This is a genomic window from Synechococcus sp. SYN20 (genome assembly GCF_014279555.1).
Lineage (GTDB): Bacteria > Cyanobacteriota > Cyanobacteriia > PCC-6307 > Cyanobiaceae > Synechococcus_C.
The window spans coordinates 1,683,576-1,697,469 of record NZ_CP047959.1 but is presented as its reverse complement, the minus strand read 5'-3'; the positions used below and the strand labels follow the sequence as shown (position 1 = coordinate 1,697,469).

Below are 13,894 nucleotides of genomic sequence, written 5' to 3'. Positions count from 1 at the left end.
AACTCATCGGGCCAGATCTTCCTCCGTCGATGTCGAAGCGTCACCCCGTCGTGGCTGTCACGGGTTCCTCAGGTGCAGGCACCAGCACTGTTAAGAGGGCTTTTGAGCACATCTTCGCTCGGGAGAACATCACTCCTGCAGTGGTGGAGGGCGATAGCTACCACCGCTTTGAGCGGATGGCGATGAAGACCGCCATGTCTGAATCGCTTGCGAAGGGTGAGAATTTCTCGCACTTCGGTCCAGAAGCCAACCTCTTCGACAAGCTCGAAGAGCTCTTCCGCGTCTATGGCGCAACTGGTGGAGGTCAGAAGCGTTATTACCTCCACAGTCCAGAAGAAGCTGCTGAACACAATGCTCGCCTTGGCGTGAGCTTGGATCCAGGTCAGTTCACCCCCTGGGAAGACATTCCCGGTGGCACAGACGTCCTGTTCTATGAAGGCCTCCACGGTGGCGTTGTCGGAGACGGCTATGACGTGGCGTCCCTCGCCGATCTCCTTGTAGGTGTGGTTCCGATTACCAATCTCGAGTGGATCCAAAAGATTCAGCGTGACAATGCCGAGCGTGGCTATTCAGCCGAAGCGATCGTGGACACGATCCTGCGCCGCATGCCGGATTACATCAATCACATCTGTCCCCAATTCAGCCTCACGGACATCAATTTCCAGCGGGTGCCCACGGTTGACACCTCCAACCCATTCATCTGTCGCAATATCCCAACGCCTGATGAAAGTTTTGTGATCATTCACTTCCGTAAGGGAGCGCGTGAAAAGTGGGGAATTGATTTCAGCTACCTGCTGAGCATGATTCATGACTCCTTCATGAGCAGTCCCACCAGCATTGTTGTGAATGGAGGAAAAATGGGCTTCGCGATGGAACTCATCTTGACCCCCATCATTCATCGCATGATTGAAGACCAAAGCAAACTCTCCTGATTGCTTTGCTCGATACACATCGAGCGAATACATCTATCGTGGACTCATCTGAATGATCAGGTGGGTCCTTTTTTTGTCCTCTCCCTCCTTTGAGATTGCAGGTGCCAGTGGATCAACAACTGCTCCACCGCGTTGGGACAGAGTGGATAGTCGTCGTCTGATCGCGTTGGCACGACGGATCTACTTCCGCTTCTTAACTGAGTCTGGGCAGCAGCTGGAACCGATGGGTGTTGTTGTGAATGAGCGGTTAGATGAGGGCAGGGTTGTGTTCGCAAGCCCCACACTGTTGCTTCAAGAACATTTCATCAGCATCGATCTCATCGGTCGACGATTGCGGCGTCCGCGTGGTTGGCGAGACCGACCCAGGGGGTCGGGGCTTTGACAAGTGTGCTGGGTCTGATCCTTGTGGTGGCTGGTGCCTGTGTGGGGAGTTTCGCCAATGTGGTGGCCTGGCGATTGCCTCGCGAAGAATCAGTGGTTTGGCCTGGCAGCCACTGCCCAAAGTGTGGTCAGGCGGTGCGCTGGCACGACAATGTGCCGGTGTTGGGCTGGGTCTGGCTTCGGGGACGTTGTCGCGATTGCCACCAAGGCATCTCAAGCCGCTACCCATTCGTGGAATTTTTTAGCGCCCTCCTTTGGTTGAGCGCGTTGTGGGGCCATGGATTGCTCGCCGCTTCGGATCAATTAGGCCTGGCGTTGCTCAATCTGCTGGCGGGGATTGTTCTAATCAGTGTGCTGCTGCCACTGGTGTTGATCGATATCGACCATCTCTGGCTCCCCGAACCTCTTTGCCGGATCGGCGTGTTGCTCGGCCTTGCCTTTACAGGTGCTCTCTATTTTGTGATCCCCGCTCCAGAAGCCAGTTCCGTGATTCTCAATCATCTGTTGGCGGCATCAGCGGGATTGCTGGCGCTCGAGGGATTAAGCGCTCTCGCGGAGCGCATGCTTGGCCAACCTGCCCTCGGACTTGGTGACGCCAAATTGGCAGCTGTCGCAGGCGCTTGGCTCGGCTTGGGAGGTGTTTTGGTTGCTTTGGCAATCGCCGTTTTTAGCGGCGCATTCTTTGGCACGGTTGGACGTCTCTCTGGACGCTTAGGGCCGAGACAACCCTTCCCATTTGGCCCTTTTATTGCCCTTGGCATCTGGCTGACCTGGATCGGAGGTTCTGAGTGGTGGGGTCAGCAATGGTTCAGCCTGTTTGGTGGCCTTTAAAAGAACAGAAATCAGCTCAATGCCTGTTGTGCAGAGAGATTGCAACATCCCTGTCCTAGCCTGATGTGATTGGTGCAAGATTCAGGCCCTTGGCTTGATTATTTGTTCCCTCGGATCTCCCCAATGTGGCGCTCGTACAAACCGAATGCCCCAATGCCAACTGAGATCTGCTGTTGCCATTAAGGAGTAATCAACCTTGAGTTTGTTCGACTGGTTCGCTGACCGCCGTAAGGGTCAGTACGTCGGCAAGGTGAATCAAGAACCCGATGAAGGGGATGGCCTGTGGAGCAAGTGCCCCGAGTGCGGTCAGGTGGTGTATCGCAAGGATCTGTTGAGCAACGCCAGCGTTTGCAGCAACTGTGGCTATCACCACCGCATCGATAGCACCGAGCGCATTGCGGTGTTGGTGGATCCCAACACTTTTGTAGCCATGGATCAACAGCTTCAACCCACGGATCCATTGGGCTTTAAAGATCGCCGGGCCTATGCGGATCGCCTGCGCGAAACGCAGGCCAGTACAGGGCTTCGTGATGGTGTCATCACTGGACTCTGTGAGGTCGAGGGGATTCCTATGGCTCTTGCCGTGATGGATTTCCGTTTTATGGGCGGTTCGATGGGGTCGGTGGTCGGTGAAAAAATCACTCGCTTGGTGGAAGCAGCAACCGCCAAAAAGCTGCCACTCCTCATTGTGTGTGCGTCGGGTGGAGCAAGGATGCAAGAGGGAATGCTCAGCCTCATGCAGATGGCCAAGATTTCCGGAGCTTTGGAACGCCACCGCGAAGCTGGCGTGTTGTACATGCCCCTACTCACTCACCCCACCACTGGGGGCGTCACAGCAAGTTTTGCAATGCTTGGTGATCTGATTTTGGCAGAGCCAAAAGCTCTGATTGGCTTTGCTGGGCGTCGCGTGATTGAACAGACGCTGCGCGAAAAATTACCGGATAATTTTCAAACCGCCGAATATCTACAAGATCACGGATTCGTTGATTCGATTGTTCCGCGTACGCAATTGCGTTCCACTCTCGCGAGTCTGCTCAGATTGCATGGCTGTGAATCTCGGGTCGCAAGCTCATGATTCAGGTTTTGGCTTCATTCTTTCGGAGCTTGGCTGCTGTTGCTTTAGCTGTGATCCTTTGCGCCGCTCCTGTTGTTGCGGGTCAGGTTGAATGGCGCGAAGTGCCATCTAGTACGGAGGGACAGCAATGGTGGGACGCCGGGAGTTTGCGTCTGAAGAAGGATGGCACCGTGTCAGTGCTGAGCCGCTATAGCTTGCGTCAGGAGGATGACAGCCCCGCGTTGGGAACGCTGGTCGTGATGGAGATCGACTGCAGCCAACAGCTGTATCGAGACAAGCAAAAGAATGGATTGCCCCAATTCAGGGCCGAATGGCAACCTTCTGGTTCCGATCCTTTGATCGACGGTGTTCTTTCCGGTGTGTGCTCATCGGACGAGCTTTTGTCGCTTTCCTGATCCCAACGCTTCCCTTATGGCTCTTTCATCCTCAAGCCCTTCTCCGATTGGAGTGGCAATTGCGGGTCTCGGCTTTGGTGAATCGGTTCATCTGAAAGCCCTTGCCTCTCAACCTGATCTCCAGGCGGTGGCGCTCTGGCATCCCCGTCGGGAACGTTTAGATCAGGCCTGCCTTGAGCACAATCTCCCTGGTTATGACGATTGGGAGGCTTTGCTCAGCGACCCTCGCGTGCAAGCCGTGATCATTGCCACCCCTCCGGAGCCACGCTTTGCCTTGGCCCTTCAAGCGCTAAAAGCAGGCAAACACTTATTGCTTGAAAAGCCTGTTGCTCTCAAGGCTGAATCAGTGGCAGAGCTGCAACGCGTCGCCATCCAGAACCGGCTCAGTGTTGCGGTGGATTATGAGTATCGGGCCGTGCCTCTGTTCATGCAGGCCGCGAGGATGTTGGAGGAAGGTGCCGTCGGCACTCCCTGGCTGGTGAAGCTCGACTGGTTGATGAGCAGCCGTGCGGATGCCTCTCGACCTTGGAGTTGGTACTCCCAACGGGATGCTGGTGGTGGTGTGCTTGGTGCCCTTGGTACCCATGCTTTCGACATGCTGGCTTGGTTAATCGGACCGATGCGATCCGTTCAAGGTCTCAATAGTGTGTCAATCAAGGAGCGTCCCCATCCCAGTGGGGGCATGGCGCCAGTGGACGCTGAAGATGTCTCACTGATCCAGATGCAACTTGATTGGCAGGGCCGTTCGGACCAGAGGGTTCCAGCTCAGGTCAATTTGGCATCTGTGGCTCGCAACGGTCGGGGGTGTTGGCTCGAGATCTACGGATCTCATGGCAGTCTCACCCTCGGTAGCGCGAACCAAAAGGATTATGTCCATGGCTTTGGGCTGTGGCACACGCCGATGGGAGAGGCCACTCGCAATATCGAGGCGGATGCTGAGTTCATGTTCCCCACCACCTGGAGTGATGGTCGTGTGGCGCCGGTGGCCCGCATCCAGAGTTGGTGGGCGCGCAGCATTCAAACCGGTTCTCCGATGGTGCCTGGTCTGGCAGAGGGACTTGTCAGCCAGCAAGCTTGTGATCAATCGAGCATCGGAATCGATTGAATTTGACAGATTGAAGGATTAATAATCAATTTTCTCTGCGACCTTGGATACTGGCCTGGGCATCAAATAGCTTTTTTAAGATTAGATTTGGTGTGTACAGTTCTGGCGCTTTCGTCGTTGTTGCGTCATTCCTATGTCTCTCTCCGCTTATTCCAAAGAGTTAAGTGCTACAGCCAACGCTCTGGCAGAGTCGGGGAAGGGAATTCTTGCTGTTGATGAGTCCACAAAGACCATCGGTAAGCGACTAGGTGGAATCCAAGTTGAAAATACTGAGGCCAACCGCCAGGCCTACCGAGGAATGCTGTTTACAGCGTCAGGTCTTGGTAACTTTATTAGTGGCGCAATTTTGTACGAAGAAACCTTGTTTCAGAGCCATGCTGATGGCGAAACAATGGTTCAGAAGTTAAACAAAGCGGGAATTATTCCCGGTATCAAAGTGGATAAGGGCCTTTGCCCTTTGCCCGGAGCTCAGTCCGTTGAGACGGTTTGTACGGGTCTGGATGGCTTGGTGGAAAGAGCTGCTGACTATTACGCCCAAGGTGCACGTTTTGCAAAATGGCGCGCCGTACTTCAGATCACGGCTGATGGATGCCCCTCTGATCTGGCCATTCGTGAAAATGCTTGGGGCCTAGCGCGTTACGCACGTTCTGTTCAGGAATCAGGTCTTGTGCCAATCATTGAGCCTGAAATTTTGATGGATGGTGATCATTCGATTGAAGTCACTGCAGCCGTGCAAGAACAGATCCTTAAGGAGGTGTACTTTGCTTGCCAGCTCAATGGAGTTTTGCTCGAAGGAACGCTCCTTAAGCCTTCGATGACGATTCAAGGAGCTGATTGTGCGCAGAAATCAGATCCCCAACTCGTTGCCGAAATGACCGTGAGAACATTGGAGCGTTGTGTTCCTGCCAGTGTTCCTGGAATTGTCTTTTTATCAGGTGGTTTGAGTGAAGAAGCGGCGTCGGTGTACCTCAACAACATGAATACAATTACAAGAAAAGCGCAATGGAATCTTGGCTTTTCCTATGGACGTGCCTTGCAGCATTCCTGCCTGAAGGCATGGGCTGGTAAGGACAAAGAGGCAGGCCAGGCAGCGTTGCTTGCGCGGGCGAAAGCGAACTCTGAGGCCTCACAGGGGCGTTACGTCCCCGGCTCTCAGCCGTCATCGGACGAGCAGCTTTTTGTAGCTGGATACACCTACTGACCCATCATTTGCTGACACTCCGGCGTGCTTTCTGCCACGGAGTGTCGTGACATTCACACGACTCAACTGTAAAGTCGCGCGGCTACGGACACATGTCCGTTTATCTGCCTTCGTTAGGACTTCACTATGGCGCTCGTTCCGCTTCGACTTTTGCTCGACCATGCCGCGGAAAACGGCTACGGCATCCCTGCTTTCAACGTCAACAATCTTGAGCAGGTGCAGTCGATCATGGAGGCGGCTCACGAGACTGACTCTCCTGTGATCCTGCAGGCATCACGTGGAGCTCGTGCTTATGCAGGCGAGAATTTCTTGCGTCATTTGATCCTGGCGGCTGTTGAGACCTATCCCGACATCCCTGTCGTGATGCACCAGGACCATGGCAATAGCCCCGCAACATGCTTCGGAGCGGCGGCTAACGGTTTTACCTCCGTGATGATGGACGGCTCTCTTGAGGCTGATGCCAAGACTCCTGCGAGTTATGACTACAACGTCAACGTCACTAAGGAAGTGGTGGACGTTGCCCATGCCATCGGCGTGAGCGTTGAAGGCGAACTGGGTTGCCTTGGTTCCCTTGAAACCGGTAAAGGCGAAGCCGAGGACGGCCATGGTTTCGAAGGTGAGCTCTCCAAGGATCAGCTGCTGACCGATCCTGCTGAAGCCGCTGATTTTGTGGCCAAGACCAAGGTTGATGCCCTGGCCATCGCCATCGGTACCAGCCACGGTGCTTATAAGTTCACCCGCAAGCCCACGGGTGAAGTGCTGGCTATCAGCCGCATCGCTGAAATTCACAAAGTCATCCCCAACACCCACCTGGTGATGCATGGCTCCTCCTCCGTTCCCCAGGAATGGTTGGCAATGATCAACAAGTACGGCGGCGCGATTCCTGAGACCTACGGCGTTCCCGTGGAAGAAATTCAGGAAGGCATCCGTAATGGTGTTCGCAAAGTGAACATCGATACCGACTGCCGTTTGGCTTTCACGGCTGCCGTACGAGAAGCAGCCATGGCTGATCCTGCCAACTTCGACCCTCGGCACTTCAACAAGCCGGCTCGTAAGTACATGAAGCAGGTTTGCTTGGATCGCTTCCAGCAGTTCTGGGCTGCAGGTAACGCCAGCAAGATCAAGCAGCGCGACATCAACTTCTATTCCGGCCTTTATGCAAAAGGCACCCTTGACCCCAAGACAGCAGTTGCTGCCTGATTATTCGGTCAAAACCAACCTATCGGGGGGGCATCAGCCCCCTTTTTTGATGGCTTCATTCATGTGCTCGATCAGGAATGAGTTTCAGCGTTCCTTGATTGGCGTCGAGTGTTGCTGCTGCACCAAGGGGGAGAGCCATGTTGGGAAGTCCATGCCCAAGGGGCAGATTCATAACCAAGGGGATGCCTAGATCAGAGAGTCGCTCCTCGAGGATCCCATCCATTGAAAAATCACCTGGTTCGACCTCCCCTTTCCAGCTGAATCGTCCCGTTGCCACCCCAGCAAGGCCACGCAGCACGCCAGAGCTGCGCCACTGCGTCAGCATGCGATCCACTCTGTAGGGAGCCTCTCCAACATCCTCCAGCACCAGGATGGATCCGCGTAGATCAGGGAACCAGGGTGTGCCAATCAAATGGGTCGCAACCGTGAGATTGGTCACCACGAGCGGACCTCTGGCCACTCCGGCGCGGACCGCACGCCCCTGCAGAGGGGCGACCAGTTCCCCTTTCAGGAGGCGGACCGTCCGTTCCCACTGTGGATCAGGTCCCGCGGTGGATCCGTGGATGGCGCCCTGCAAGCCAGCTGACCATTGCGCCATCAGCATCGAGCTGGTGTCAGAAAACCCCAGGGTCCAGAGCGATCGCTTGGGGAAGCGAAAGCCAGCTTCTAACACCCTGGCGCCTCCCCAGCCAGCACCGACATAAATCAGACCATCCAGGGAAGGATTGTTCCAGGCACGCTCAAGATCATCCGCTCGTTGCTGATCGGTTCCTGAAAACCATCGCCATTGGCGTTTTACTGATTCTGGGACTTCTAAGGTCCAACCCTCAGCTTCACAGCGTTCCACCAACGGGCCAAAGTCTGTTTCCGGATCGAGCCAAGTTCCGGCATTAACGGCTCGAAGCCTTGAGCCCTTTTGTAACGAGTGAAGAGTGGAGTTTTTTTGAGTGGATGCCGCTAAACCACTAGCGGAAGATGAAACGGCTATCGCTACGGCCGTTGGGACTCCCAACGTTAAAAATGATCGACGATGCATTAAAGAGCTTCAACTCTAATGAGCTTTAGTCTGACAATTCGAGCGGGTTAAAGCTTTAAGTAATTCCTGAAAACCTGTTTAGAACATAAATTGCAATAGAGAAACTTGCATTGATGTATGGAGCTAGGAGCAGTTTATAGTTTTCAGACGCATTGTTGCGAGTATTTGCTGAATAAGGTATTGTTTTATTGGCCAAATGAATATGTTTAATTGTTTGATTTGCTTCAGGTAAGTGTTGATCAGTTGATGTTCTCGATCTTCCGGTCTTGTCTTAAAACTAATAAGGACGGGTCATGATGACTGGATCAGAGCTTCAATCAATTTCCGTCCATCGGTGCATCCAGTGACTGGATCACAAGCCCGTTCAGGATGGGGCATCAAACCGAGCACATTGCCAGCTGGATTCGTGATGCCGGCAATGTCGGCAATGGAGCCATTGGGATTGTTGTTGTATTTCAGCGCGATGCTGTCTTTATCTTGAAGCGCTTTTAGTGTGTCATCGCTGCATTGATAACGGCCTTCCCCATGGGCAATTGGAAGTTTGAGCTCACTTCCGGCTGTTAAGTGAGAGAGCCAGGGGGTGCGCGCACTCACCACATTGAGTGGGGTGTCTTCGCAGATGAAATGAAGACCGCTATTGCGCGTGAGTGCTCCTGGCAATAAGCCAAGTTCAGTGAGCACCTGAAATCCATTGCAGATGCCCAGCACCCGCCCGCCTTTGTTCGCGAAATCGATCAGGGATTCCAGCACTGGGGCAAACCTGGCGATGGCTCCGCAACGCAAATAGTCGCCATAACTAAAGCCTCCGGGTAGGACTACAGCATCTAAGCCGCTGAGATCTGTCTCCTCATGCCAGAGGTAACGGGTTTGCATGCCAAGGCATCCCTGCGTCGCCCAACGAACATCCCGGTCGCAATTGGAACCAGGAAAGACAACAACACCAATGCTCATGACAACTTGAGTTCCAGGGTCCAGTTTTCAATCACAGGGTTGGCCAGGAGTCGATCACTCAACAGTTCAACCTGTTGGCGAGCATCAGCTTCATCAGACGCCTCCAGCTCGAGCTCGACCGCCTTGCCGATGCGTAGGCGGTCGATGCCTTCCACCCCTAATCGGCTGGCAGCTGAACGCGTGGCCTCACCGGCTGGATCGAGGACAGAAGGGCGCAGATGCACCAGAACACGAGCTTGATAACGCGGCACGGGCTCGGAGCAGGAATTGTTAAATCTTCGCAGGCCGCAGTCCCGTTCCAGGCGCTTTCTATTCACGTTGAAAACAGACCACGTCTCCATGTCCTTTTTCTGTGATCCAATCCATCGGATTCACAATCAGGTTGATCACACCACTTCTGCTGATTGCCCCTGGCTTCGCGCAGCTCGCACAGGCTGAGCCGGTGGCCGTTGATGTGGAGTGTCGCTGGAGCCATGAGGCTTGGGAGCCATGCCGTTTTGTGGCCGATCCGGTGGGCAGCCGTTGGAATTTGGCATTCAATGCTCACAGAATTCAGTTTGAGCATGACGGCAGCGGTTTGATGCGGATGCGGATGAATGAACGCTCTGCTTGGAATCGTGTTCAGGCCAGTTGGAGTGAGGAGGGTGCGCTTTGCTGGGGTGAGGTCTGCGCTCGAGGCGACCTGCCGATGGACTAACCCCTGCAGATCACCATGGACAACAAAGGTCTTCCGTTCAAGGAGCCAAGGCAACAGGGCGATTGGCGTGAGAGTTTTCAGGGTTGGGGTCTGAGCTGGTCAGGATTGCTCAACAATCAAAAGGGTGAGTGGTGGTTGTTGGCTCAGGTGGTTCTGATCTGCGCTCATATCCTTCCGACCTGGCCCTCTGAGCTCCTCCAGGCCTGGAGTTGGCCTGTTGTGCTTCATGTCACGGGGTTGATGGTGTTTGCTGTTGGGCTTGGCTTGGCCTTGCAGGGTTTTTTGGCTTTAGGCCCCAGCCTTTCCCCATTACCTGATCCAAAGCCCAATGCCGTTTTGATCACCACAGGGGTGTATCGCCATTGCCGGCACCCTCTCTATCGAGCTGTTCTGATTTGCTCCGTTGGTGTGGTCCTTGCCAAGGGAAGCCTGCTTCACCTGGCGCTGTTATTGATCTTGGTTGCGGTGCTCAATGGCAAGGCTCATCGAGAAGAAAAGCGCCTCTGCAACGTCCATCCCGACTATTTGACGTATCGCTCCAGTACCCCAGCAATCCTTCCCGGTCTTCCTGGCTTGGATTGGCGCCAGGATTAGGGCCAGCTGAACAACCGTTTATTTTTTCCAAAAACAATAAATAAACCCCTTAAGACAAGGTCGCTTTTGATCGCTTCGGATGGTTCTGTCTGCGCCCTTGCAGTTGCTGGCAAGCAAAGCGACGCCTTCCGTGTTGCTCCTCAGTGCTGTCTGCGCAGGTCTCGAATTCAGCGCCCCAAGTCAGGCCAACGAATTTGTGCCGAACACCCCCCAACCGGTTGAGGTCAGTTCAAGGCTAATAGCGATTCTTGAGCCTCCGATCACCATCCCGGATCCAGAGCCTCAGCTCGTCCTTAACCGTACAAAGAGACAGATTCGTTCCACAGGAGATCCCATCTGGGACTTGCGGCTTGAGATTCCTGGAGAACCGGCACGTCATTTCGATGCAGTGAGCGGTCGAGCCCATCGCCAGGATGCGGACCGTGATCAGATGGGCAGTAAGGCTCCCCTGCCAACAGGTCGCTACAACCTTGGGCCAGTGGAGCCTCTTGCCAAAGGTGCTTATCCAGAACTAGGTCCGGTTTGGATCGGCATCGAACCGACCTTCATCACAGGTCGAAGGGTGCTTGGGATCCATCAAGACCCAAGCGTGGGTCTCAATGGAAATAGCGGCACCTTGGGATGTATTGGACTGATTCATGAACATGACTTACTCGAACTATCTCAGTTGATTCAAGCCAGTGATGTGCGCTTATTGGTTGTTGAAGACTAAAGAAATGGACTCAAATAGCTTTGATTTTAGAGTCAAAGCTGTACTTTTTTATGATTATAGCTAGTTAAGTTTAAATTAATTAATTCGTTAAAAAGTAGTTTTGCAATGGCTCAATCACTGAGAGCATTTTCTTTCACTCATTAGCTTGAAGTAGCGGAAGCAAGCAGGAGGGTTGTGAGTTTTTCAGAGGCAGTTGGATCAAATCCAATCACAACCAGATCTACTCCTGAGCGGCTTTCGGGAGTCCAGGCCGCGTCAGGAGCAGCTTCAAACCAAGTCTCTAAGCGGGGTCCAACCATTTGCACTTGCAGAGGAAGGGATTTGCCAGGTAACCAGACCCGTCCTTTTAGGCGTACCACCTGATGTTCAGTCACAAATGCAGGAAGGATCCGTTCAAAATCCGACCGTTGAATCACACCTTCAAACCGAACATTGCCGCCTACAACATCTAAATGGGTGTGATCGTGGTGATCATGCGCATGATGGTCATGGTCATGGTCATGGTGATCGTGCTCATGATGCTCGTGGTTGGCAGACGTCTCACGCTCCACTCCCAGCAGCAAACTCGGGTCGACTTGGCCGCGAGTCATGGGGATCACTGTTGTACCGGTTCGGATCTTGAGGACCAGTGATTGCTGGATCTGGTCCAGCTCGGTGGGCTCTAAGCAATCGGAACGGCTAACTAACACGAGGTCAGCGGATTGAAGTTGATCGGCGAACAATTCATCAATGGCCGTGAGGTGGTCGAGGCTTGGATCCTCCTGTCGTTGCCGCTCCAACGCCTCCGGATCTCCTACAGGACTTCCGTTGTTCAGGGCTTCCCCATCCACAACAGTGACAACACCGTTCACGTGTACCCGGGCCCGGATCGCGGGCCATTCGAGGGCCTGAAGTAGGGGTCTTGGAAGAGCTAGACCACTGGTTTCAACAACAATTCCATCGAGCTGATCAGCGCGAGCGAGCAGCGTTTCCATCGTGGGTAGAAAATCGTCCTGCACGGTGCAGCAGAGGCAACCGTTGTTCAGTTCAACGAGACGCCCCTCGATTTCATCCTCTGGGCAGAAGCCGCAGCTTCGGATGAGATCGCCATCCAGGCCCACGGTTCCGAATTCGTTGACCATCACGGCGAGGCGTTGGCCGCTGTTGATCAAGAGATGGCGCAACAGCGTTGTTTTCCCGGCTCCAAGAAAGCCGGTAATCACGGTGACGGGAAGGCGTTCAGACATCAGCGGCACCCCAGGCTTTCGCGGGTGCTCACGCCGCTGACACTATTCACGCCACTGGCACGACCGCATAAAGCCTTCATCTGAGTGAGATCGATTACGGCGTTGGTGAAATCCGTTCCCTCAATGCGCGCATCCACAAAGCGGCTTTGCATCAGCATTGCGTTTGTGAAGTTTGCGTCGCTTAAGTCGGTTTCATCAAATCGGCTTGAGAACGCCACCACATCCTCAAGGTTCGCTCCATGAAGATCAGCTCCCTGCAGTTGAGAGGTGTTGATCACAGCTCCGCGCAGGTCGGTTTCACTGAGATCAACACCGCGGAGATCAGCTTTTAAAAATTCTTTTTCTTTTAAATCCCGGCCATGCATGTCGTTGCTGATGTCTTGCACCGCGAACTGACCACGTAATTCAGGGGCGGTAATGGCCTGAACAGGATGAGGAAGGGAGATCAAGCTCGACGCAAGAAGCACCCCCAACAGAACGGGTAACAGGTGCTTGTGGAACAAATCGGGAAGGGGCATCAGAGAAGGATGCAGCCGGCATCAGGTTGCAGCTGCCGTAACTTAACTTTCACGTTATGGCAGACAGCTGCCCAGCTACGTGCCATGGCCAAAACCTTGAGGGTGATTGTTCCTCCCCATCCACTGATTGCTCACTGGCTCACGATGTTGCGCCATGTCGGCACACCGCCGTCGCTGTACCGAACAGCGCTTGAGGAGTTGGGACGTTGGCTCACCTATGAGGCCTTGAGGGATTGGCTCCCCCATCGCCGCGAAGAGGTGCAAACCGCCCTAGAGCTCACGGAAGGAACTGTGATTGAAACGGGTGTTCCCCTGCTTGCTGTGCCTTCTCTCCCTGGCGGGTTGATGCTCTGGGAAGGGGCTAGGCAAGTGCTGCCCCACGCAGAGCTCTGCCTGGGTGGTTTGCCTGAAACGATTGAAGCCAACGCTGGGCTGGTGTTGCTGATCGATCAAATCAGTGATGGGGAAGAGCTTGTCGGGCTGATGGAGGAGCTTGTCTCAAAAGGTGTTGAGAGTCGAAGGCTTCGTGTGATTTCAGCCTTAACAGCCAGCCCTGGCCTCAAACGACTAGGTGAAACATTCCCCGAACTCACCATCCACACCGCCTGCATTGATGAAGAACTCAATGCGGATGGGCAGATATCTCCAGGGATTGGCAACACATCTCAAAGGCTGCAAATCAGAACAGCTCCCTCGACCTAGGCTTGAAAAAATCCATCGGCGGCGATGAGCAGGCAGCAGGAATCCACCTCAGGAACACTCTTCACACTCCTGAGCGGAGCCCTTATTGGGGCAGCAGGTGTGGGTTGGTGGCTGCTCACCGAAGCAGAACGGCGTCAGCGGATCAAGCGTCAGCGCTCCATGCTCTATGCGCCAAGGATGCAAGACGGCAGTGAGGCCTTTGAGGCCAATCAATACGCCGATCGTGACGATCAACTGGAACATCGCGTTGAGCAGCTCAATTCAGCTATCTCTGATGTCCGTCGTCAGCTTGAAGACCTCGGCTCCAAGTCGTAACCACCACGGCCGGTAAGTTGGGG

The 13,894-nt window shown here is 54.1% G+C and carries 18 protein-coding genes; 13 read left to right on the top strand and 5 right to left on the bottom strand.

From position 1 onward, the window contains the following. The first annotated feature begins 29 nt into the window (after positions 1–29). From SynSYN20_RS08845 to fba, 8 genes are all read left to right on the top strand, one after another. Complete coding sequence (locus SynSYN20_RS08845; RefSeq protein ID WP_186523092.1) at positions 30–932, top strand: phosphoribulokinase; 903 nt, start codon at positions 30–32, stop codon at positions 930–932. Between the two features lie 52 nt (positions 933–984). Continuing rightward, a complete protein-coding gene (locus SynSYN20_RS08840) occupies positions 985–1,314 on the top strand; it encodes a hypothetical protein (protein ID WP_186523090.1) in 330 nt (109 codons plus the stop codon). Then, positions 1,311–2,144: an A24 family peptidase gene (locus tag SynSYN20_RS08835; RefSeq protein WP_186525546.1), complete on the top strand. Its 834-nt coding sequence runs from the start codon at positions 1,311–1,313 to the stop codon at positions 2,142–2,144. Before SynSYN20_RS08840 ends, SynSYN20_RS08835 begins: the two co-directional genes overlap by 4 nt. A 196-nt stretch (positions 2,145–2,340) precedes the next feature. Then, on the top strand, positions 2,341–3,219 hold the full coding sequence (gene accD, locus SynSYN20_RS08830) for an acetyl-CoA carboxylase, carboxyltransferase subunit beta (RefSeq protein WP_186523088.1): 879 nt from the start codon (positions 2,341–2,343) through the stop codon (positions 3,217–3,219). After that, entirely contained in the window at positions 3,216–3,614 is a 399-nt protein-coding gene (locus tag SynSYN20_RS08825) for a hypothetical protein (RefSeq protein WP_186523086.1), read from the top strand. Before accD ends, SynSYN20_RS08825 begins: the two co-directional genes overlap by 4 nt. Before the next feature lie 16 nt (positions 3,615–3,630). Continuing rightward, on the top strand, positions 3,631–4,719 hold the full coding sequence (locus tag SynSYN20_RS08820; RefSeq protein ID WP_186523085.1) for a Gfo/Idh/MocA family protein: 1,089 nt from the start codon (positions 3,631–3,633) through the stop codon (positions 4,717–4,719). Positions 4,720–4,852: 133 nt separating this feature from the next. Further along, on the top strand, positions 4,853–5,920 hold the full coding sequence (locus SynSYN20_RS08815; protein ID WP_186523083.1) for a class I fructose-bisphosphate aldolase: 1,068 nt from the start codon (positions 4,853–4,855) through the stop codon (positions 5,918–5,920). 126 nt (positions 5,921–6,046) lie between these two features. Beyond that, entirely contained in the window at positions 6,047–7,120 is a 1,074-nt protein-coding gene (gene fba / locus SynSYN20_RS08810) for a class II fructose-bisphosphate aldolase (protein ID WP_186515786.1), read from the top strand. A 55-nt stretch (positions 7,121–7,175) separates the two neighbouring features. Here the strand turns inward: fba and SynSYN20_RS08805 are convergent, their stop codons facing one another. From SynSYN20_RS08805 to purS, 3 genes are all read right to left on the bottom strand, one after another. Further along, entirely contained in the window at positions 7,176–8,156 is a 981-nt protein-coding gene (locus tag SynSYN20_RS08805; protein ID WP_186523081.1) for an LD-carboxypeptidase, read from the bottom strand. Between the two features lie 291 nt (positions 8,157–8,447). After that, on the bottom strand, positions 8,448–9,107 hold the full coding sequence (gene purQ, locus SynSYN20_RS08800) for a phosphoribosylformylglycinamidine synthase subunit PurQ (protein ID WP_186523078.1): 660 nt from the start codon (positions 9,105–9,107) through the stop codon (positions 8,448–8,450). Then, positions 9,104–9,358, bottom strand: a complete 255-nt coding sequence (purS, locus tag SynSYN20_RS08795) for a phosphoribosylformylglycinamidine synthase subunit PurS (protein WP_186525545.1) — start codon at positions 9,356–9,358, stop codon at positions 9,104–9,106. The genes purQ and purS overlap by 4 nt, the downstream gene beginning before the upstream one ends. Positions 9,359–9,489: 131 nt before the next feature. Between purS and SynSYN20_RS08790 the strand changes: the two genes are divergently transcribed. The 3 genes from SynSYN20_RS08790 (at position 9,490) to SynSYN20_RS08780 (ending at position 11,110) form a co-directional block, all read left to right on the top strand. Further along, a complete protein-coding gene (locus SynSYN20_RS08790; protein WP_255444205.1) occupies positions 9,490–9,804 on the top strand; it encodes a hypothetical protein in 315 nt (104 codons plus the stop codon). Positions 9,805–9,819: 15 nt separating this feature from the next. Beyond that, complete coding sequence (locus SynSYN20_RS08785; protein ID WP_186523077.1) at positions 9,820–10,398, top strand: isoprenylcysteine carboxylmethyltransferase family protein; 579 nt, start codon at positions 9,820–9,822, stop codon at positions 10,396–10,398. Between the two features lie 79 nt (positions 10,399–10,477). Further along, positions 10,478–11,110, top strand: a complete 633-nt coding sequence (locus tag SynSYN20_RS08780; RefSeq protein WP_186523076.1) for a L,D-transpeptidase — start codon at positions 10,478–10,480, stop codon at positions 11,108–11,110. Between the two features lie 140 nt (positions 11,111–11,250). On the opposite strand, the gene cobW is transcribed toward SynSYN20_RS08780, so the two are convergent. Beyond that, a complete protein-coding gene (gene cobW, locus SynSYN20_RS08775; RefSeq protein ID WP_186523075.1) occupies positions 11,251–12,336 on the bottom strand; it encodes a cobalamin biosynthesis protein CobW in 1,086 nt (361 codons plus the stop codon). Continuing rightward, positions 12,336–12,854 (bottom strand): pentapeptide repeat-containing protein, encoded by a 519-nt coding sequence (locus SynSYN20_RS08770; RefSeq protein ID WP_186523074.1) that lies wholly within the window; start codon positions 12,852–12,854, stop codon positions 12,336–12,338. Before SynSYN20_RS08770 ends, cobW begins: the two co-directional genes overlap by 1 nt. Positions 12,855–12,938: 84 nt before the next feature. On the opposite strand from SynSYN20_RS08770, the gene SynSYN20_RS08765 reads away from it, so the two are divergent. Both SynSYN20_RS08765 and SynSYN20_RS08760 read left to right on the top strand, forming a co-directional pair. Then, on the top strand, positions 12,939–13,556 hold the full coding sequence (locus SynSYN20_RS08765) for a uracil phosphoribosyltransferase (protein WP_186523072.1): 618 nt from the start codon (positions 12,939–12,941) through the stop codon (positions 13,554–13,556). Between the two features lie 24 nt (positions 13,557–13,580). Continuing rightward, the gene (locus tag SynSYN20_RS08760; RefSeq protein WP_186523070.1) at positions 13,581–13,871 is read left to right on the top strand and encodes a hypothetical protein; all 291 of its coding nucleotides are present in this window, start codon (positions 13,581–13,583) and stop codon (positions 13,869–13,871) included. Positions 13,872–13,894 lie beyond the last annotated feature (23 nt).

Coding starts and splice junctions, on each gene's coding strand:
- SynSYN20_RS08785 (WP_186523077.1), top strand. CDS start 9,820: ATGGACAACAAAGGTCTTCCGTTCAAGGAGCCAAGGCAACAGGGCGAT.
- fba (WP_186515786.1), top strand. CDS start 6,047: ATGGCGCTCGTTCCGCTTCGACTTTTGCTCGACCATGCCGCGGAAAAC.
- SynSYN20_RS08805 (WP_186523081.1), bottom strand. CDS start 8,156: ATGCATCGTCGATCATTTTTAACGTTGGGAGTCCCAACGGCCGTAGCG.
- purQ (WP_186523078.1), bottom strand. CDS start 9,107: ATGAGCATTGGTGTTGTTGTCTTTCCTGGTTCCAATTGCGACCGGGAT.
- SynSYN20_RS08765 (WP_186523072.1), top strand. CDS start 12,939: ATGGCCAAAACCTTGAGGGTGATTGTTCCTCCCCATCCACTGATTGCT.
- cobW (WP_186523075.1), bottom strand. CDS start 12,336: ATGTCTGAACGCCTTCCCGTCACCGTGATTACCGGCTTTCTTGGAGCC.
- SynSYN20_RS08760 (WP_186523070.1), top strand. CDS start 13,581: ATGAGCAGGCAGCAGGAATCCACCTCAGGAACACTCTTCACACTCCTG.
- SynSYN20_RS08780 (WP_186523076.1), top strand. CDS start 10,478: ATGGTTCTGTCTGCGCCCTTGCAGTTGCTGGCAAGCAAAGCGACGCCT.
- SynSYN20_RS08840 (WP_186523090.1), top strand. CDS start 985: ATGATCAGGTGGGTCCTTTTTTTGTCCTCTCCCTCCTTTGAGATTGCA.
- SynSYN20_RS08815 (WP_186523083.1), top strand. CDS start 4,853: ATGTCTCTCTCCGCTTATTCCAAAGAGTTAAGTGCTACAGCCAACGCT.
- SynSYN20_RS08820 (WP_186523085.1), top strand. CDS start 3,631: ATGGCTCTTTCATCCTCAAGCCCTTCTCCGATTGGAGTGGCAATTGCG.
- SynSYN20_RS08770 (WP_186523074.1), bottom strand. CDS start 12,854: ATGCCCCTTCCCGATTTGTTCCACAAGCACCTGTTACCCGTTCTGTTG.
- SynSYN20_RS08845 (WP_186523092.1), top strand. CDS start 30: ATGTCGAAGCGTCACCCCGTCGTGGCTGTCACGGGTTCCTCAGGTGCA.
- SynSYN20_RS08825 (WP_186523086.1), top strand. CDS start 3,216: ATGATTCAGGTTTTGGCTTCATTCTTTCGGAGCTTGGCTGCTGTTGCT.